The organism is Phaeobacter sp. PT47_59, assembly GCF_028890025.1.
In the GTDB taxonomy this organism is placed as follows: domain Bacteria; phylum Pseudomonadota; class Alphaproteobacteria; order Rhodobacterales; family Rhodobacteraceae; genus Phycobacter.
The window spans coordinates 21,906-39,882 of sequence record NZ_JARCJL010000005.1 but is presented as its reverse complement, the minus strand read 5'-3'; the positions used below and the strand labels follow the sequence as shown (position 1 = coordinate 39,882).

The following is a 17,977-nucleotide window of genomic DNA, read 5'->3' as shown; positions in this document are numbered from 1 at the left end:
TGTCTTGCGGCAGGCCTGGCAAGGCTGCACCACGTACCAAGTAGAGTACCAAGTAGACGGGCGCCGGATGACACACCGGCTGACGCTCAGCGAGCCCATGGTCAACGGGAGGGACAACCAAATGAAACGCATCACATATGCCGTGCTTGCCGCGATGCTGCCGCTGGCGGCAACGGCACAGGGTCTGGAACAATGGGGCACCGCAGGCGGTTGGGACGTGATGATCGATCCCAGTCTGGGCGATGGCTGCCTGATCCAGGCCGCCTATCAGGATGGTTCGGTGGTGCGCATCGGTTTCGACCGCACTGCGGGCGCGGGCTATGTCACCGCCTTTAACGAGGCCTGGGGATCCATCGAGGAAGGCGCCGCCTATCCGATCCTCTTCGATCTGGACGGGCAGGAATACAACGGCGAGGCCACCGGCATCTACCTCAATGGCGTGCCCGGCGCGGATATCTATTTCACCAACCCGGATTTCCTGTTCGATATCGCCGAGAAATACACGATGACGCTCTATAATGAGTACGGAGAGGTCATGGCCATCGATCTCGGCGGCACCTATGTCGGGCTGGAGGCCGCCATCGCGTGCCAGGAAGAGCTGGGCTAGGTCAGCGCCCTGCGCTGGCACAGGCCAATCCCGGTTTGATCGACCATCCATGGCCCCGTTGCGCGGCCTTATTACCTCGACTTTGCGTCTTGGATATGTTCTGAACGGCCTGCCCGCCCAAGCTGAACCGGCTTGCGGGACATGTGGACAGAGCAAGATCGACAAAGGCAGCCAGATGAGTGAAACCCAGACCCCCGTCGAAGAGATGAGCTTTGAACAGGCCATGGCCGAGCTGGAGCGCGTGGTGGACCAGCTGGAGCGCGGCGACGTGGCGCTGGATGACTCGATCGCGCTGTATGAGCGCGGTGCGGCGCTGAAAAAACGCTGCGAGGACGAGCTGAAGCGCGCCGAGGAAAAGGTCGCCGCCATCACCCTGGATGCCAGTGGCACTCCGACAGGCACCCAGCCGCTGGATGCGGGCTGACGGGATGACCGCCACGACCAAGACCGGCGCGCAGGCCCTCAAACCTGCGCTTCTGGACGCGCAGACCCGTATCACCGCTCATATGCATAAAAGGCTGACCGGCGACGACCAGCTGCATGACGCCATGCGCTATGCCATGCTGGGCGGCAAGATGCTGCGCGGCTTCCTGGTGCTGGAAAGCGCCCGTCTGCACGGGGTGGATGAAACGGCGGCGCTGGATGCGGCACTGGCCATCGAATGCATCCATGCCTATTCGCTGGTGCATGACGACCTGCCCTGCATGGACGATGACGATCTGCGCCGGGGCCAGCCCACCCTGCACCGAAAATGGGACGAGGCCACCGCGACGCTCGCCGGGGATGCCCTGCAGAGCTTTGCCTTCGAGCTCCTCTCTTCCGATCACATGGGTGTGCATGCCCTGCCACTGATCCGGGCGCTGGCCGCCTCGGCCGGCAAGGATGGCATGGTCTCCGGGCAGATGCTGGATATCGCCGCCGAAACCGCCGCCGCCCCGCTCACCCTGGATGAGATCACCCGGCTTCAGGCCCGCAAGACCGGCTGCCTGATCGAATGGTCCGCCACCGCCGGCGCCGTTCTGGCAGGTGCCGATGCAGGTGCTTTACGTGCCTATGCCAGCGCCTTGGGCCTTGCCTTTCAGATCGCTGACGACATCTTGGATATTGAGGGTGACGTCGCCAAGGTCGGCAAGGCCCTGCGCAAGGATGAAACCGCTGGCAAGGCCACGTTCGTGTCCCTGTTGGGACTGGAGGCGGCAAAAGCCCGCGCAAAAGAGTTGTGCGAGACCGCATGCGCCGCGCTTTCCCCCTATGGAGAGGGGGCCGCAACCTTGAAGGACGCCGCGCGCTTCGTTATCTCGCGCGACAGCTAACCAAAGCGCAGCCCCCCGCCGCGCCACTCCTGAGGAGGAGCCATGTCAGAGAGGCCCCACACCCCGCTACTCGACCAGATCGCCCGCCCGGCAGATCTTAAGGGCCTCAGCGACCGCCAGCTGGTGCAGGTTGCAGACGAGCTGCGCCAGGAGACGATCTCTGCCGTTTCCGAAACCGGCGGCCACCTGGGCGCGGGCCTGGGTGTGGTGGAACTGACCGTGGCGCTGCATGCGGTCTTCGAGACGCCGCGCGACAAGGTGATCTGGGATGTCTCGCACCAATGCTATCCGCACAAGATCCTGACCGGACGCCGCGACCGCATCCGTACCCTGCGCAAGAAGGGCGGCCTGTCCGGTTTCACCAAACGATCCGAATCCCCCTATGATCCCTTTGGCGCCGCCCATAGCTCTACCTCGATCAGTGCGGCCCTTGGGTTCTCCGTGGCGCGCGATCTCGGCGGCAACATCCCCGAGGGTCTGGGCGATGCCATCGCGGTGATCGGCGACGGCGCCATGTCCGGCGGCATGGCCTTCGAGGCGATGAACAACGCGGGCCACCTGGGCAAGCGCCTGATCGTGATCCTCAACGACAACGAAATGTCGATCGCCCAGCCGGTGGGGGCGCTGTCCTCCTACCTCAGCCGCCTTTATGCCGAGGAACCGTTTCAGGAGCTGAAAGCCGTCGCCAAGGGCGCCGCATCATTGCTGCCGGAACCCTTCCGCGAGGGCGCCAAACGCGCCAAGGACATGCTCAAGGGCATGGCCGTGGGCGGCACGCTGTTCGAATCCCTCGGCTTTTCCTATCTCGGCCCCATCGACGGGCATGACATGGACCAGCTTCTGCCGGTCTTGCGCACCGTAAAGGCGCGCGCCTCCGGTCCGATCCTGATCCATGTGCTGACGAAAAAGGGCAAGGGCTATGCCCCCGCCGAGCGCGCCGATGACAAGGGCCACGCAACGGCGACCTTTGACGTGGTGACCGGCAAGCAGAACAAGCCGCCCTCCAACGCCCCCTCCTATACCTCGGTCTTTGGCAACGAGCTGGTGAAGCTGGCCGCGACAGATGACAAGATCTGCGCCGTGACCGCCGCCATGCCCGATGGCACCGGGCTGGGCCTGATGGCAGAGCGCTACCCCTCGCGCACCTTTGACGTGGGGATTGCCGAACAGCACGGCGTCACCTTTGCCGCCGCCCTGGCCGCCGGCGGGATGAAGCCCTTCTGCGCCATGTATTCCACCTTCCTGCAGCGCGGTTATGACCAGGTGGTGCATGACGTGGCGATCCAGCGCCTGCCGGTGCGTTTCGCCATCGACCGCGCCGGTCTGGTGGGCGCCGACGGCGCCACCCATGCGGGCAGCTACGATATCGCCTATATGGCCAACCTGCCCGGCATGGTGGTGATGGCCGCTGCCGACGAGGCCGAGCTGAAGCATATGGTCGCCACCGCCGCCGCCCATGACGACGGCCCCATCGCCTTCCGCTATCCGCGTGGTGAGGGCGAAGGCGTCGAAATGCCCGAAGAGGCGCAAATTCTGGAGATCGGCAAGGGCCGAATGATCCAGAAAGGTGCCCGCGTCGCGATCCTCTCCTTCGGCACCCGCCTGGGAGAGGTGAAAAAAGCCGCCGAGGCGCTCGCGGCCAAGGGGATCACGCCGACGATTGCCGATGCCCGCTTTGCCAAACCGCTGGACCGCGACATGATCTTGCAGCTGGCGAGTGATCACGAGGCGCTGATCACCATCGAGGAAGGCGCTGTAGGCGGCTTCGGCAGCCATGTGGCGCAGCTTTTGGCGGATGAGGGCGTGTTCGATAGCGGCTTCAAGTACCGGTCCATGGTGCTGCCCGATACCTTCATCGATCAGGCCAGCCCCAAGGACATGTACGACGTGGCCGCCATGAACGCCCCCCAGATCGAAGCCAAGGTGCTGGAGGTGCTGGGCATCGCCACGATTGGGGAAAAGCGGGCTTAGCTGCTGAAGTTAGGACTGTGACTGCCTGGGGAGGCGCGAATGCGCCTGCCGTCTTGCCCAGAAGGCAAGCTTTCCACATCGGGCAGGCACGCACCCAGGCCAAGCGATCCCCCTTACAGCGCCGGCGGCGTGGCGGGGGGCGTGTAACTCTCCAGATCCTCAGCCGCCTTCACCGCACGCAGGCCGACGCGATAGTCGGGGTAGGCCAGCGTCACGCCCAGCTCTTCCTTGATGCGGGTATTGCGAACGCGCTTGTTCTCGCCGTAGAAACTGCGCGCCATCGGGGTCATCCCGGCCTCGTCAAAGGGCACCTCGGCAGGCACCGGCAGGCCCAGCAATTCAGCCCCGAAGCCCAGCACATCCTGCGGCGGGGCGGGTTCGTCATCGCAGACATTGTAGATCGCACCCGGATTGGGGCGGTCGATCGAGGCCTCAAGCACCGTCGCGATATCCTCCACGTGGATGCGGGAAAACACCTGTCCGGGCTTCACGATGCGCCGCGCCGTGCCCGCCATCAGCTTGGCAAAGGGGCCGCGACCGGGGCCGTATATGCCTGCCAGACGAAAGATATGCAGCGGCAGACCGGGGATCGCCTGCCATTCCGCCTCTGCCTGCGCGCGCCAGGCACCGCGACGGCTGGAGGGGGCAACCGGTGTATCTTCATCCACCCAGGCGCCGCCCTGATCGCCATAGACAGCGGTGGTGGAGAGATACCCTACCCAGTCGAACTGCCCCGCTGCGGCGCGTGTCGCCAGCTGATCCCGCAACGCCGTGATCACCGGATCGCCATCCTCGTTCGGGCCGACGGAAGACAGCACATGGGTGACGCCCTCAAGGGGGACATCACCGCCGGGCCATTGCAGCAGGTCCACCTCTGTCGGGCCGCCATCCTCCAGCACATCCCGCGTGGTGCCAATCACCCGCCAGCCCCGCGCCAGAACCCGCCGCGCCAGTGCCTGAGCCGAATAGCCATAGCCGATTGAGAGAAGTGTTTTTGTCATACGCCATAGATGCGTCGCCGAGCGCCACCCGGCAAGGGCGGAAATGCCCGCAATGACGCAAACAGGATGGACCGGCACAGAATCGACGCTACACCGGGAAACAGCGAGCAGAAAAGGAACAGGCGATGGCGCTGCAACTGGGAGTGGATACGGGCGGGACCTATACGGATGCGGTGCTGATCCGGGACGAGCAAGAGGTGATCGCCTCGGCCAAATCCCTCACCACCCGGCATGACCTGGCCATTGGCGTGGGCGGTGCGGTGCGGGCGGTGTTGGCGCAATCGGGCGTGGCCGCGCAGGATGTGTCGATGGCGGCGCTGTCGACCACGCTGGCCACCAATGCGCTGGTCGAAGGGCAAGGCGGGCGCGTGGCGCTGGTATATATCGGCTTTGCGCCCGAGGATCTTGAGCGCCATGGGTTGAGCGAAGCCCTGAAAGGAGACCCGGCGCTGGTGCTGGCTGGCGGGCATACCCATGCGGGCAGCGAGGCGGCTCCGCTTGATACAGATACCCTTTTGGCCTTTTTAGAGACTGAAACCGTGGGTGTCAGCGGCTATGCCGTCGCCAGCGTCTTTGCCACCCGCAACCCGGCGCATGAGCTGGAGGCTGCCCGGATCATTGCCGAGACAACCGGCGCGCCGGTCACCTGTTCGCACCAGCTGTCGGCGAAACTGAACGGACCGAAACGCGCACTGACGGCGGTGCTGAATGCGCGGCTGATCGGGATGATCGACCGCCTGATCGGGCGCGCGCAGCACACGCTGGCGGATATCGGCATCACCGCGCCGATGATGGTGGTGCGCGGCGACGGGGCCCTGATGTCCGCCGAGCAGGCGCGAACCCGACCGATCGAGACGATCCTCAGCGGCCCTGCCGCCTCCATCGTTGGGGCCCGCTGGATGACCGGGGTCGATACCGCGCTGGTCAGCGACATCGGCGGCACCACCACAGATGTGGCTCTGATCAAGGGCGGACGGCCCGCAATCGATCCCGAGGGCGCCCGCGTCGGCGGCTATCGCACCATGGTGGAGGCGGTTGCCATGCGCACCAGCGGTTTGGGCGGCGACAGCCAGGTCCATATCCACGCAGAAGGCCTGCAAGGCGGGCTGGTGCTGGGACCGCGCCGGGTGGTGCCGATCTCGCTGATCGCGACAGAGGCGCCCGACGTGGTGCACGCAGCGCTGGACCGGCAGGTGAACGCCCCGGTGGTGGGCGAACACGACGGCAAGTTCCTGCGCGCGGTGCCTGGCCTTCCCGTCGCGGGCCTGGGTGAACGGGAGGCTGTGCTGCTGGACCGCATCGACAGCGACGTGCACCCCCTTGGCGCGGTGCTGCGCACCCGCATGGAGCAGGGCGCGCTGAACAGGCTTGTGGACCGGGGGCTGGTGCAGGTTGCCGGGGTCACGCCCTCGGATGCGTCGCACGTGCTGGGGCGGCTTGATGCCTGGGACCGGGTGGCGGCGGAAAAGGCGCTGACCCTGTTCGCCCGCCGTCGTATCGGCAGCGGGGATACCCTTGCACCGGATGCCGAAACCCTGGCCCGGACGATCATCGACCAGTTGACCGAACAGACCTCTTTGACCTTGTTAGAGGCTGCTTTTGCGGAAGAGTCTGAGGGTTTTGGCCTGCCGCCCGAACAGCTGGCGCGGCATGTCCTGATGCGCCGGGGGCTGAAGAACCACCGGGGCATGCTGGCGCTGGATGCGGCGCTGAACGTGGATGTGGTGGGGCTTGGGGCCTCGGCCCCCAGCTATTACCCGGCGGTGGGAGACCGGCTGCATTGCCGGATGATCCTGCCGGAACATGCAGGCGTCGCCAATGCCATCGGTGCGGTCGTGGGCCGCGTCACCATGCGCCGCAGCGGCAGCGTGACCTCCCCGGCCGAAGGCAAGTTCCGGGTGCACCTGGAGGGCGGGCCACAGGATTTCACCTCTTCTGAGGCGGCACTGAAGACCCTTGAGGATCACCTGAGTGCCGAGGCCCGGCATGAGGCGCAGGCCGCCGGGGCGGAAAATATCAATGTTCATGTCACGCGGGATATCCGCACTGCCCAGGTCGAGGCGCGCGAGGTATTTGTCGAGGCCTTCCTGACTGCCGAAGCAAGCGGACGCCCGCGGGTGGCAACGGAAGACTAGGCAGAAGAAACCCGCCCAAGCCATTCCGCACGGGCGGGCAATTTCAGGCTCTAGCACAAGGGAAATACCCCATTATTATTCCGCCGCGTCGCGTTTGGGCAGGGTCCAGTCGGGACGTGGGAAGTGGCAGGTATAGCCGTCCGGGATCCGCTCAAGATAGTCCTGATGCTCGGGTTCGGCCTCCCAGAAATCTCCCACGGGCTCCAGCTCGGTCACCACCTTGCCGGGCCAGATGCCCGAGGCATTCACATCGGCGATGGTGTCCTCGGCGATCTGTTTCTGGGCCTCATCCACATAGTAGATGGCCGAACGGTAGCTCATCCCGATGTCATTGCCCTGGCGGTTCACCGTGGTGGGATCGTGGATCTGGAAGAAGAACTCCAGAAGCTCCCGGTAAGAGGTCTTGGCCGGATCAAACAGGATCTCGATCCCTTCGGCATGAGTGCCGTGGTTGCGGTAGGTGGCATTGGGCACGTCGCCGCCAGTATAGCCGACGCGGGTCTTGATGACGCCGGGGCGCTTGCGGATCAGGTCCTGCATGCCCCAGAAACAGCCGCCCGCCAGAACGGCGCGTTCAGGATTGCTCATCTGTGGTCCTCCACTTGATCGATGTAATCGCCATAGCCCTGGGCCTCCATGTCGTCGAGATGCACAAAGCGTAGCGAGGCAGAGTTGATGCAGTAGCGCAGGCCGCCACGGTCCAGCGGGCCATCGGGGAAGACGTGCCCCAGATGGCTGTCGCCATGGGTCGAGCGGACCTCGGTGCGGATCATGCCGAGGGAGCGATCCTCCAGTTCCTGCACATGGGCCGGTTCAATCGGTTTGGTGAAACTGGGCCAGCCGCAACCGGATTCATATTTGTCCGCAGAGGCGAACAACGGCTCCCCCGAGACGATATCCACGTAGATCCCCGGCGCCTTGTTATAAAGCAGCTTGCCGGTGCCGGGCCGTTCGGTGCCCGATTTCTGGGTGACGTAGTATTCCTCGTCCGACAGGGCGGCGATGGCATCCGGGTCCTTGGTATAGCGCGTCATGTCCTTCCTCCGGCGGATCAGTCTTTCCTGATACATGGTCCGATGCGCGGCAAATGCAAAGCGATTATTGCATCGGCTCGCGCGGATGTGCGTCACGTCAAAGCGCAGATTGATCCTGTTGGCGCTGCCTTGCGTACCCATAGAAACAGCAGTGGAGGATCAAATGCTACGGATGTGGATATTGGCCGCGCTGGTCGTCGTGGGGCAAATGGCGCAGGCCGCGCCCATCGGCGGGCGGTTTGCCTCGATCGACGGGGGCGAGATTGATCTGGCCAGCTATCGCGGGCAGCCGGTTCTGGTGGTGAATACCGCCTCGCGCTGCGGCTTCACCAAACAGTATTCGGGGCTGCAGACACTCTATGATCGCTACCGGGATCGCGGGCTGGTGGTGCTGGCGGTGCCGTCCAATGATTTCAAGCAGGAGCTGGGCAGCGCGGAGGAGGTGAAGCAGTTTTGCGAACTGACCTATGATCTGACCCTGCCGATGACCGATATCACCCATGTGAAAGGCACCGGAGCGCATCCGTTTTTTCAGGCGGTGCGCGCCGAGACGGGGTTTGAGCCGGGCTGGAACTTCAACAAGATCCTGATTGCGCCGGATGGATCCGTGGCAGGCACCTGGGGATCCGTCGCGCGGCCCCTGTCGGGACAGATCACCAGCGCGATAGAGCGGTTTCTGCCCTGATACCGATCTCTAACCGGCGGGCTTTGCCTGTTTTCCCGGCTGTCTCGACAGCTGCACGGCCAGGATACCACCAGTCACGATCAACACGCCGATGATATCCAGCGGGCCCAGCTTCTCTCCCAGAAGAAGGCTCGCAATCGCCACGCCAAAGACCGGGTTCAGGAAATGGAACGTGGCGGCCCGCACCGCGCCGATGCGATTGAGCAGCAACACCCAGATAAAGGTCGCCGCCAACCCCGGCACCAGCGTGGTATAGGCAAAGGCCAGCGCCAGCGGCAGGGTCGGGTTGACGAAGATATCCTCGAAAAGGGGCGCGGCGACGAACAGGATGGCCGAGCCGATCAGCATCTGCAGCCCTACCACCATCATGAAGTTACCCCCCGATGTGGCGCCGCGCAGGGCCAGGGTGGCCGTGGCAAGCGCGATGACACCTATCACGCACAATAGAACGCCGAACAGGTCCACACCTGCGCTGATCCGTGTGCCCATGATCAGGGCGACACCCAGCACCCCCGCCAATAGGCCAATGATGCCCAGGGGTTTCAGCCGCTCCCGGAAGATCGCCCAAGAGGCCAGCGCCACCAAGAGCGGCATGGTCGAGGCAATGATGGCGGCAAAGGAGGCCTCGATCGTCTGCATGGCGACGAAATTGAGTCCCAGGTACAGCGCGTTCTGGCAGATGCCGAAGATCACCGTCGCCCGCCACTGGCCCCGCGTCAGCCGCCAGGTCTGGCCCATGGCCGCCGCGATGGCGACGCCGATCAGGCCGGAAATCAGGAACCGCACCGCCAGCGAAAACAGCGGCGATGCATCCACCACGATAATCCGTGCCGAGGTAAAGGCCGAGGACCACATCAGGGCAAAGGTCAGCCCCATGGCAATTGCACGAATATCCACGCCCCATCCTTTCGCAGTTTTGCGGCGACAGTCCCGCAAATCATCCGATCATGCAAGCCGCGCCGGACTTCTGATCAGGGCGAGCGATCACGCAAAAAGGAAGGGCCACCCCTGAGGATGGCCCTTTGAAACTGTGATCCGGTGGATCAACCCTTGGACTTAGCCGTTGACGCTGTCCTTCAGGGCCTTGGCGATGGTCATCTTGACGACCTTGTCGGCCTCTTTCATGAACTTCTCGCCGGTGGCGGGGTTGCGCACTTCGCGCTCGGGGCGCTCGCGGCAGTAGATCTTTCCGACACCGGGCAGGGTCACGGCACCGCCGTTCGACACTTCGCGTGTGATCAGCGCGCAAACAGCATCCAGCGCGGCGCCGGCGGCTTTCTTGTCGCTGCCCATTTCCTCAGCCAGTGCTGCGACAAGCTGGGTTTTGGTCATCGGTTTGGACATTCTTAGCTCTCCTTAAAACTGCCCGAACTCTGGGGCCTCATCGCGTGACATTATCTTTATGTTGTGCGGTAACACAACGCATTGCTTCACCAAAGAGTGAGAAAACAAGCGATTTTCCGCAGAAAACTGGGGAAAACTACCCTTACAGAAAGGCGGTTTCGTCAAAAGAGCGCAGTTTTCGGCTGTGAAGGCGTGCCAAGGGCATGCCGCGCAGCTGCTCCATCGCGCGAATTCCGATCTGCAAATGGCGCGAAACCTGGGTCTGGTAGAAATCAGAGGCCATGCCCGGCAACTTCAGCTCCCCATGCAGCGGCTTGTCCGACACACACAGCAGCGTGCCGTAGGGCACCCGGAAGCGATAGCCATTGGCGGCAATGGTGGCGCTTTCCATATCCAGCGCAATGGCGCGCGATTGGCTGAGCCGCTGCACCGGGCCGGACTGGTCGCGCAACTCCCAGTTGCGGTTGTCGATAGTGGCGACTGTGCCGGTGCGCATGATCCGTTTCAGATCGTAGCCTTCCAGTTCGGTGACCTCGGCCACTGCCTGTTCCAGCGCAATCTGGATTTCCGCCAGCGCCGGGATCGGGGTCCAGACCGGCAGGTCATCGTCCAGTACGTGATCCTCGCGCAAGTAAGCATGGGCCAGGACGAAATCGCCCAGCGCCTGGGTATTCCTGAGCCCGGCGCAGTGCCCCACCATCAGCCAGGCATGCGGCCGCAGCACCGCGATATGGTCGGTGGCGGTCTTGGCGTTCGAGGGGCCGACGCCGATATTGACCAGGGTGATACCGCTGCCGTCTTTGCGCTTCAGATGGTAAGTCGGCATCTGCGGCAGCTTGTCGACCGGCGGAATCTCGGCATCCGCATCGGTGATCTCGTGATCGCCGGTGCTGACAAAACCGGTGTAGCCCGATGCCGGATCCGCCAGCTGCGCGCGGGCATAGGCTTCGAACTCGGCCACGTAGAATTGGTAGTTGGTGAACAGCACGTGGTTCTGGAAATGCGACGGATCGGTCGCCGTGTAATGCGCCAGCCGCGCCAGCGAGTAATCCACGCGCTGCGCCGTGAACAGCGCCAGCGGCCCGGTGCCATTGGCAGGCTGATGGGTGCCATTGACGATATCGTCATGGGTGGTCGACAGATCCGGCACATCAAAGACATCGCGCAGGGTGAACCCGGCGGCCCCATCCTGCGGCACGGTCAGATCGGGACGGGCAGCAACCGCGAAATGCACCGGGATCGGTGTGTCTGACGCACCGATGGTGACCGGCTGACCGTGGTTCTTGATCAACAGCCCGATCTGCTGGATCAGGTAGTTGCGGAACAGATCCGGGCGCGTCACCGTGGTGGCATAGGTGCCGGGCATCGACACATGCCCGAAGCTGAGCCGCGAATCCACCTGCGCAAAGCTGGAGGTGGTAAAGCGGATCTCGGGATAGAAGGCGCGGATACGTTGCCCCGCAGGGGCTGCATTTTCCATTACCCGTATGAACCCGTCACACAGGAAATCGGTGGCCTGTTGGTACAACAGCTCCAACCGCTCCACCGCCAGTGCAGGGTCAGTATAGGTTTCGGGTTCGGGGTGTTTCGGCAGACGGATGGTCGTCATGACATAGGCTCTAATACTGGGATTTTCTGGAATGTGCGCACATCTACCAACCCCAGATCCGAGATCCTGAGTTCCGGGATAACCACCAGCGCCAACAGCGAGTGCTGCATATAGGCGTTGTTCAGCTTGCAGCCGCAGGCCTCCATCGCCTCGACCAGTTTCTGCGCCTTGGCGGCGACCTCGGTGGCAGGGCGGTTCGACATCAGCCCCGCGATGGGCAGTTCGACCAGCGCCAGTTCCTCTCCGTCGCGGAACAGCGTGACACCGCCGCCCACTTCGGCCAGGCGATTGGCGGCCAACGCCATCTGTTCCCGGTCGGTGCCGACAACGATCATGTGATGGCTGTCATGGGCCACGGTGGAGGCCATCGCCACGGGTCCCTCGTACCCAAAGCCAGACACAAAGGCATTGGTCACTCCGCCGGTCGCGCGATGGCGTTCGACGAGCGCGATCTGGCACACATCGCCGGTACCTTCGACCAGCCCGTCGACAACCGGAAGCTCGGCCTTCAGCGCCTTGGTCGGGGCCTGGTTTTCCACCACACCGATTACATTGGCGGTGACCGAATTTGCCCCCTCGGGCGCCTTCAGTTCAAAGTCTGCCGCCGTCAGTTGATGCCCCAGATGGACCGTCCCGGTGGCACTTTTCGGCCAGTCAAAATGCGGGCATTCCACCGCGATAGAGCCGTTTTCGGCCACGATCTGCCCGCGAGCCATCACCAATTCGATGGGCAGCGTCCGCAGGTCCGAGGTCAGGATCACATCGGCGCGGCGGCCGGGGGTGATCGATCCCAACTCCCGCTCTAGCCCAAAGTGTGTCGCTGTGTTGATCGTCGCCATCTGCAGGGCCACGACCGGATCGCAGCCGCAGTCGATGGCGTGGCGCACCACCCGGTTCATATGGCCATCATGCACCAAGGTGCCCGAGTGGCAATCATCGGTGCAGAGGATGAAGTTGCGCGGGTCCAGGCCCTTTTCGGTGATCGCGGTGATCTGCGCCTCGACGTCGTACCAGGCAGAGCCGAGCCGCACCATGGCGCGCATTCCCTGTCGCATCCGGGCAATGGCGTCGGCCTCGCAGGTGCCCTCGTGATCGTCCGCCGGGCCGCCCGCCACATAGGCCGCGAAATCGGGGCCAAGGTCCGGAGAGGCATAGTGCCCGCCCACCGTCTTGCCAGCGCGCTGGGTCGCGGCGATCTCGGCCAACATCTTTGGATCGGCATTGGCAACGCCAGGGAAATTCATCATCTCGCCCAGACCGATGATGCCGGGCCAGGTCATCGCCTCGCTCACATCCTCGGGCGAGATTTCATAGCCCGTCGTCTCAAGCCCCGGCGCCGAAGGGGCGCAGCTTGGCATCTGGGTGAAGATATTGACTGGCTGCATCAGCGCCTCGTCATGCATCATCCGCACGCCATCCAGACCCAGCACATTGGCGATCTCATGCGGATCAGTGAACATCGTCGTGGTGCCATGCGGGATCACCGCGCGGGCAAATTCCGCCGGGGTCAGCATGCCACTTTCGATATGCATATGGGCATCACACAGGCCGGGGATCATGTAGCGACCCTGCGCTTCGATCACTTCGGTGTCCGGACCGGTGCAGTAAGAGGCATCGGGGCCAACATAGGCGATCCGCCCCGCGACGATGGCGATGTCGTGGCCGTCCAGCACTTCGCGGGTGTGCACATTGACCCATTTACCCTGCCGGATCACCGTGTCTGCAGGCGCACGGCCAGCGGCAACATCGATCAGTTTCGGGGCGGAATCGGGCCAGCTCGGAAATACGGTCTGTGTCATGCGCCAATTGTTCTGATTGCGCTCACAAGTGCAAGGGGCGACGGTATTCTGCGCTCAAAGGATCACCTATCGGGGAAAGCGAAGAATTCCCCTTGTCAGTTTGGGCGCGACGCGGGAGGCTGGAGAAAATTGGTATCGATGAGCTGGTAAATCAGGCTCTAACAAGCGGAAATTGGAGAGCATCACATGACAGTCACGGATTTGCATCCCAGTGTCGACCGGCAGAATATCGGGCACTGGCAGGAGCGGGTTGACCTTGCGGCCACCTTTCGCTGGACCGAACGGCTGAACATGCACGAAGGGGTGGCGAACCATTTCAGCCTGGCGGTGAACCCCGAAGGCACCCGGTTCCTGATGAATGCCAACCAGATGCATTTTGCCCGTATCACCGCCTCCAACCTGTTGCTGCTGGACGCCGATGATCCGGCAACGATGGAGCGGCCCGATGCGCCCGATCCGACCGCCTGGGGGTTGCATGGCTCGATCCACCGGCTGTGTCCCCATGCCCGCTGCGTGATGCATGTGCATTCGATCTTTGCCACGGTTCTGGCCTCGCTCGCCGATAGCAATCTGCCGCCCATCGACCAGAACACCGCAATGTTCTTTGATCGCTACGTGATCGACGATGGCTATGGCGGCCTCGCCTTCGAGGATGAAGGCAGCCGTTGTGCCGCCATGCTGCGTGATCCCAAGAAGAAGGTGATGATCATGGGCAACCATGGCGTTCTTGTGATCGGCGATGATCCCGGCGATACCTTCAACCGGCTCTATTACTTTGAACGCGCGGCCGAGACCTATATCCGCGCGCTGCAAACCGGCCTCCCCCTGCGGCGCCTGTCGGACGAGGTCGCCGAAAAGACCGCGGCCGAGCTGGACGACTACCCCGGTCAGGCCGAGGCACACCTGCGGGAGATCAAGCTGGTGCTGGACGGCGAAGGCTCCACCTACGCCAGTTGATCGACAGGCCGCACGAAAGGGTCGCCACGGATGCATGCGCTCGCCGATACCACCAAGCTCACCCAAGACGGCGTGATCACCGCCGATCAGGCCCGCATCATCGAGAGCCGCGCGCGCGAGGCGATGGTCACCCTTGGCGTCAATGTGATCCTGTGCCTTGGCATCCTGGCCGCCACCGGCGGGTTCATCTTCTGGCTGGCCGAGCCCCTGCCGGTTGCCATTGCAGGCCTTCTGATGACGGCGGGCGGCCTGGTGATCCTGGCGCGCACGGCCGAGCTGTTTCGCATGTTCGGCAATGCCGCCACGCTGATCGGGGCGGGCATGCTGATCGGCGGCGCCACGCTAGAGCTGATGGAGAGTTATGAAGACAGTGCGGGGCTGATCCTGGCGCCTGCCGGGGGTGCCCTGCTGGCGGGCCTCATGCTGCGGTACTGGCGCGGCGGTCTGTCGTCGCATTTTGTTCTTGGCAGTCTGATCCTGATGGCGCTGGCCGTCCATATCATCGGGATCGAGGCGCTGAGCCATCAGCACGACATCGGCTCACCTCTGCGCAATATCGAAATGCTCTATTACGCCGCCCTGCTGGCAGGTGTCGGCGCGCTGATCGATGTGCGGCTGATCACGGCGCTGGCATTGGCGCCCTTTGCGCAGGCGCTGGAAACCGGCAGCGCCTATTTTCACGCGGCCTATGTGTTCTATTCGCCCGAGCCGACGCTTTCGATCCTGCAGATGGCATTGCTGATCGCCCTGTGCCTGTGGTTCGCCAAACGCCAGGCCGAACGCATCGCGCGGCACCTGCGCAGCCTGGTGATGCTCGCCTTTGTGGTGGCCAATCTCTGCGCGCTGGTCGGGTCGCTTTGGGGGGATTTTCCCGGAGAGACCATCTGGGGGCCAGGTCGTTACTCTGGCAGCGCCTATGAGGATTGGGAGAGTTTCGACACCGCCCGAACCGCATTCCGCGACCATGCCTTTGAACTGACCGCCGGGGCCTATTCCGTGCTTTGGGCGCTGGTGCTGGCGGGCATGGTGATCTGGGCCGCCCAGCGCAACGAACGGGGGCTTTTCAACGCCGCGCTCACCTTTGGCGGCATTCATGCCTATACCCAACTGTTCGAAAGCTTCGCGGATGAACCGCTTGCCTATGTGATCGGCGGGCTTGCCGCCATTCCGCTGGCCTGGGGGATCTGGCGTCTGAACGGCTGGATCAGCGCGCGGCAAGGCGCCGGTTAACCCCGGCGCAGCTTTTGCGGCGTGGTGCCGAATTCGCGGCGAAAGGCGCGGGTCATGGCGCTGGGGTCCTCGTAGCCGCAGCGCAGGGCGATCTCGGCCACCGCCAGGGGCGTTTCCAGCACCAGCTTGCGCGCCTGGATCAGCCGCAGCCTGCGGTAGACCACCTGCGGAGACGCGCCGAGCTCCGCCTTCATCCGCGCCTCCAGATCCTTCTGGCTGCGCCCCACGCGGCGGGCGACGGTGCCGATGGTCAGCGGCTCTTCGAGGTTGGCCTGCATCACCTCGATGGCCCGCACCAAGGACCGGCTGCGCGCCAGCGGCACCACCTGGCCGCCGGTGGCCTCGGGGCTCATGAACAGGGCGGCAAGCTCCAGCCGCAGGGCTTGGCCGTGGCGTTCCGCGATCAGGTCCAGCATCAGCTCGAACGCTGCCAGCGCACCGGAGCAGGTGATCCGGTTGCCGTCTCGCACGTGGCGCAGGCGCTGTGCATCGACGGCAGGAAAGGCTTCGGCAAAACCCGGCAATTCTTCCCAGTGAATGGTCGCGCAGCGCCCATCAAGCAGTCCCGCAGCCGCCAACAGCCAGGCGCCTGCATCAAACCCCGCCATCACATCGTAACGTCCCGCCGCCGCCCGCAGCGCCCGACCCGTGGCCTCGCTCGCCAATCGCCGGTAATCATAGCTGGGCATGGCAATCAGCATATCGCCACTGCAGTCGGTCAGGCGCGCATGGGCCGTCACCTCCATCCCGGCCGAGGACACCGCCGTGCCGCCGGACAGCGTCAGGAACCGCCAACCGTAGATCCGCCGCCCCGCCAGGGTGTTGGCAGCGCGCATCGGCTCTATCGTGTTGGCCAGGCAATGGCCGGAAAAGGCATCGAAGAGCAGCACATCGACTTGCTGCGGCGCGGCGGCATCTTTGACCCAACTCTGCATGGTTTATCTCATTTCTGCATGATATCAGCCTACAGCCCTCCTAGGCTTTGCGGCAAGCGAACAAGAAGGATCCCCGTGATGCAGTTTGGCATGAGCGAAGAACAGACGATGATCGTCGATACCACCCGCGCCTTTGTCGAAAAGGAGCTGTACCCGCACGAGCTGGCGGTGGAGCGCAGCGGCCATCTGCCGATGGAGCTGATCAAGGAGATCCAGGCCAAGGCGATCGACGCTGGCCTATATGCCGCCAACATGCCCGAAGAGGTGGGCGGCGCGGGCCTCGATACACTCACATGGCTGATGTACGAAAAGGAGCTGGGTCGCGCCAATTATGCGCTGCACTGGACCTGCGTTGCGCGCCCCTCGAACATCCTTCTGGCCGGCACGGAGGAACAGAAGGAAAAGTACCTCTACCCCTGCATGAAGGGAGAGAAATGGGACTGCCTGGCGATGACCGAACCGGGCGCAGGATCCGACCTGCGCGGCATGACGGCAACGGCGCGGGCGGATGGTGACGACTTCATCCTCAATGGCACCAAGCATTTCATCAGCCATGCTGACATCGCCGATTTCGCTATCGTCTTCATGGCCACCGGCGAAGAGATGACGCCCCGCGGACCGAAGAAGAAGATCACCGCCTTTTTCGTGGACAAGGGCACGCCGGGCTTCAGCGTGCGCGACGGATACCGCAATGTCAGCCACCGCGGCTATACCAATGCGGTGCTCGAATTCGACGAGTGCCGCCTGCCGAAATCGGCGATCCTGGGTGAGGTGGACAAGGGCTTCGAGGTGGCAAACACCTGGCTGGGCGCCACCCGCCTGCAAGTTGCCGCAACCTGTCTGGGCCGCGCCGAACGGGCGCTGCAGCAAGCGGTGGAATATGCCGCCGAGCGCAAGCAGTTCGGCCAGCAGATCGGCAAGTTCCAGGGCGTCTCCTTCAAGCTAGCCGATATGGCAATGGAACTGAAGGCCGCGAACCTATTGACCTGGGAAGCAGGCTGGAAGTTCGATCAGGGCAGCGTCACCGAAAGCGACATGTCCATGGCCAAGCTGAAGGCAACCGAAATGCTGGCCATGGTCGCCGATGAGGCGATCCAGATCCACGGCGGCATGGGGCTGATGGACGAGCTGCCGCTGGAACGCATCTGGCGCGATGCCCGGGTCGAACGGATCTGGGAAGGCACCAGCGAAATCCAGCGCCATATCATCAGCCGCGAACTGCTGCGCCCGCTCGGAGGCTGAAGGACGTTGCGTCATCTGAAGGACAAGCCACGGCGCACTGCATGCCGCAAGAATACAGCGGTTCTCCCGGTGGGAGAGTTGCTAAATTTGATCAGATTTCTGGATCCACGCGCCG

At 63.6% G+C, this 17,977-nt stretch carries 17 protein-coding genes; 9 read left to right on the top strand and 8 right to left on the bottom strand.

The genetic code is table 11. The features are described from left to right. Positions 1-121: 121 nt before the first annotated feature. From PXK01_RS06080 to dxs, 4 genes are all read left to right on the top strand, one after another. Positions 122-607 carry a hypothetical protein gene (locus tag PXK01_RS06080; protein ID WP_274859268.1) on the top strand — a complete coding sequence of 162 codons (486 nt, stop codon included), beginning with the start codon at positions 122-124 and terminating at the stop codon, positions 605-607. A gap of 175 nt (positions 608-782) precedes the next feature. Next, positions 783-1,031, top strand: a complete 249-nt coding sequence (locus PXK01_RS06075) for an exodeoxyribonuclease VII small subunit (protein WP_274859267.1) — start codon at positions 783-785, stop codon at positions 1,029-1,031. 4 nt (positions 1,032-1,035) lie between these two features. Next, positions 1,036-1,920, top strand: coding sequence for a polyprenyl synthetase family protein (locus tag PXK01_RS06070; protein ID WP_342456176.1), 885 nt, complete (start codon positions 1,036-1,038; stop codon positions 1,918-1,920). 42 nt (positions 1,921-1,962) lie between these two features. After that, the gene (dxs, locus tag PXK01_RS06065) at positions 1,963-3,891 is read left to right on the top strand and encodes a 1-deoxy-D-xylulose-5-phosphate synthase (RefSeq protein WP_274859265.1); all 1,929 of its coding nucleotides are present in this window, start codon (positions 1,963-1,965) and stop codon (positions 3,889-3,891) included. Between the two features lie 113 nt (positions 3,892-4,004). Here the strand turns inward: dxs and PXK01_RS06060 are convergent, their stop codons facing one another. Further along, the gene (locus tag PXK01_RS06060; RefSeq protein ID WP_274859264.1) at positions 4,005-4,892 is read right to left on the bottom strand and encodes an SDR family oxidoreductase; all 888 of its coding nucleotides are present in this window, start codon (positions 4,890-4,892) and stop codon (positions 4,005-4,007) included. Between the two features lie 125 nt (positions 4,893-5,017). Here PXK01_RS06060 and PXK01_RS06055 point away from each other — a divergent pair, with 125 nt between their 5' ends. Next, positions 5,018-7,027 (top strand): hydantoinase/oxoprolinase family protein, encoded by a 2,010-nt coding sequence (locus PXK01_RS06055; protein ID WP_274859263.1) that lies wholly within the window; start codon positions 5,018-5,020, stop codon positions 7,025-7,027. Between the two features lie 75 nt (positions 7,028-7,102). On the opposite strand, the gene msrA is transcribed toward PXK01_RS06055, so the two are convergent. Both msrA and msrB read right to left on the bottom strand, forming a co-directional pair. Continuing rightward, complete coding sequence (gene msrA / locus PXK01_RS06050; RefSeq protein WP_274849714.1) at positions 7,103-7,615, bottom strand: peptide-methionine (S)-S-oxide reductase MsrA; 513 nt, start codon at positions 7,613-7,615, stop codon at positions 7,103-7,105. Beyond that, entirely contained in the window at positions 7,612-8,061 is a 450-nt protein-coding gene (gene msrB / locus PXK01_RS06045) for a peptide-methionine (R)-S-oxide reductase MsrB (protein ID WP_274849713.1), read from the bottom strand. The genes msrA and msrB overlap by 4 nt, the downstream gene beginning before the upstream one ends. A gap of 163 nt (positions 8,062-8,224) precedes the next feature. Between msrB and PXK01_RS06040 the strand changes: the two genes are divergently transcribed. Then, positions 8,225-8,746: a glutathione peroxidase gene (locus PXK01_RS06040; RefSeq protein ID WP_446728422.1), complete on the top strand. Its 522-nt coding sequence runs from the start codon at positions 8,225-8,227 to the stop codon at positions 8,744-8,746. 9 nt (positions 8,747-8,755) lie between these two features. On the opposite strand, the gene PXK01_RS06035 is transcribed toward PXK01_RS06040, so the two are convergent. The 4 genes from PXK01_RS06035 to ade all read right to left on the bottom strand — a co-directional run bounded on the left by PXK01_RS06035 (position 8,756) and on the right by ade (position 13,498). Further along, on the bottom strand, positions 8,756-9,643 hold the full coding sequence (locus PXK01_RS06035) for a DMT family transporter (RefSeq protein ID WP_274859262.1): 888 nt from the start codon (positions 9,641-9,643) through the stop codon (positions 8,756-8,758). A gap of 159 nt (positions 9,644-9,802) precedes the next feature. Beyond that, positions 9,803-10,090: an HU family DNA-binding protein gene (locus PXK01_RS06030; protein ID WP_274849711.1), complete on the bottom strand. Its 288-nt coding sequence runs from the start codon at positions 10,088-10,090 to the stop codon at positions 9,803-9,805. Between the two features lie 142 nt (positions 10,091-10,232). Continuing rightward, positions 10,233-11,699 carry an AMP nucleosidase gene (locus tag PXK01_RS06025; RefSeq protein ID WP_274859261.1) on the bottom strand — a complete coding sequence of 489 codons (1,467 nt, stop codon included), beginning with the start codon at positions 11,697-11,699 and terminating at the stop codon, positions 10,233-10,235. Next, positions 11,696-13,498, bottom strand: coding sequence for an adenine deaminase (ade, locus tag PXK01_RS06020; protein ID WP_274849709.1), 1,803 nt, complete (start codon positions 13,496-13,498; stop codon positions 11,696-11,698). The genes PXK01_RS06025 and ade overlap by 4 nt, the downstream gene beginning before the upstream one ends. 186 nt (positions 13,499-13,684) lie before the next feature. Here ade and PXK01_RS06015 point away from each other — a divergent pair, with 186 nt between their 5' ends. Both PXK01_RS06015 and PXK01_RS06010 read left to right on the top strand, forming a co-directional pair. Continuing rightward, positions 13,685-14,455 (top strand): class II aldolase and adducin N-terminal domain-containing protein, encoded by a 771-nt coding sequence (locus PXK01_RS06015; RefSeq protein WP_274859260.1) that lies wholly within the window; start codon positions 13,685-13,687, stop codon positions 14,453-14,455. A 30-nt stretch (positions 14,456-14,485) separates the two neighbouring features. Beyond that, positions 14,486-15,685 carry a hypothetical protein gene (locus PXK01_RS06010; protein WP_274859259.1) on the top strand — a complete coding sequence of 400 codons (1,200 nt, stop codon included), beginning with the start codon at positions 14,486-14,488 and terminating at the stop codon, positions 15,683-15,685. On the opposite strand, the gene PXK01_RS06005 is transcribed toward PXK01_RS06010, so the two are convergent. Further along, complete coding sequence (locus PXK01_RS06005; RefSeq protein WP_274859258.1) at positions 15,682-16,620, bottom strand: GlxA family transcriptional regulator; 939 nt, start codon at positions 16,618-16,620, stop codon at positions 15,682-15,684. The two genes, PXK01_RS06010 and PXK01_RS06005, sit on opposite strands and share 4 nt — an antisense overlap. A gap of 78 nt (positions 16,621-16,698) precedes the next feature. On the opposite strand from PXK01_RS06005, the gene PXK01_RS06000 reads away from it, so the two are divergent. Then, positions 16,699-17,862, top strand: coding sequence for an acyl-CoA dehydrogenase family protein (locus tag PXK01_RS06000; RefSeq protein ID WP_274859257.1), 1,164 nt, complete (start codon positions 16,699-16,701; stop codon positions 17,860-17,862). Positions 17,863-17,977 lie beyond the last annotated feature (115 nt).

Coding starts and splice junctions, on each gene's coding strand:
- PXK01_RS06080 (WP_274859268.1), top strand. CDS start 122: ATGAAACGCATCACATATGCCGTGCTTGCCGCGATGCTGCCGCTGGCG.
- PXK01_RS06075 (WP_274859267.1), top strand. CDS start 783: ATGAGTGAAACCCAGACCCCCGTCGAAGAGATGAGCTTTGAACAGGCC.
- PXK01_RS06070 (WP_342456176.1), top strand. CDS start 1,036: ATGACCGCCACGACCAAGACCGGCGCGCAGGCCCTCAAACCTGCGCTT.
- dxs (WP_274859265.1), top strand. CDS start 1,963: ATGTCAGAGAGGCCCCACACCCCGCTACTCGACCAGATCGCCCGCCCG.
- PXK01_RS06060 (WP_274859264.1), bottom strand. CDS start 4,892: ATGACAAAAACACTTCTCTCAATCGGCTATGGCTATTCGGCTCAGGCA.
- PXK01_RS06055 (WP_274859263.1), top strand. CDS start 5,018: ATGGCGCTGCAACTGGGAGTGGATACGGGCGGGACCTATACGGATGCG.
- msrA (WP_274849714.1), bottom strand. CDS start 7,615: ATGAGCAATCCTGAACGCGCCGTTCTGGCGGGCGGCTGTTTCTGGGGC.
- msrB (WP_274849713.1), bottom strand. CDS start 8,061: ATGACGCGCTATACCAAGGACCCGGATGCCATCGCCGCCCTGTCGGAC.
- PXK01_RS06040 (WP_446728422.1), top strand. CDS start 8,225: ATGCTACGGATGTGGATATTGGCCGCGCTGGTCGTCGTGGGGCAAATG.
- PXK01_RS06030 (WP_274849711.1), bottom strand. CDS start 10,090: ATGTCCAAACCGATGACCAAAACCCAGCTTGTCGCAGCACTGGCTGAG.
- PXK01_RS06025 (WP_274859261.1), bottom strand. CDS start 11,699: ATGACGACCATCCGTCTGCCGAAACACCCCGAACCCGAAACCTATACT.
- ade (WP_274849709.1), bottom strand. CDS start 13,498: ATGACACAGACCGTATTTCCGAGCTGGCCCGATTCCGCCCCGAAACTG.
- PXK01_RS06015 (WP_274859260.1), top strand. CDS start 13,685: ATGACAGTCACGGATTTGCATCCCAGTGTCGACCGGCAGAATATCGGG.
- PXK01_RS06010 (WP_274859259.1), top strand. CDS start 14,486: ATGCATGCGCTCGCCGATACCACCAAGCTCACCCAAGACGGCGTGATC.
- PXK01_RS06005 (WP_274859258.1), bottom strand. CDS start 16,620: ATGCAGAGTTGGGTCAAAGATGCCGCCGCGCCGCAGCAAGTCGATGTG.
- PXK01_RS06000 (WP_274859257.1), top strand. CDS start 16,699: ATGCAGTTTGGCATGAGCGAAGAACAGACGATGATCGTCGATACCACC.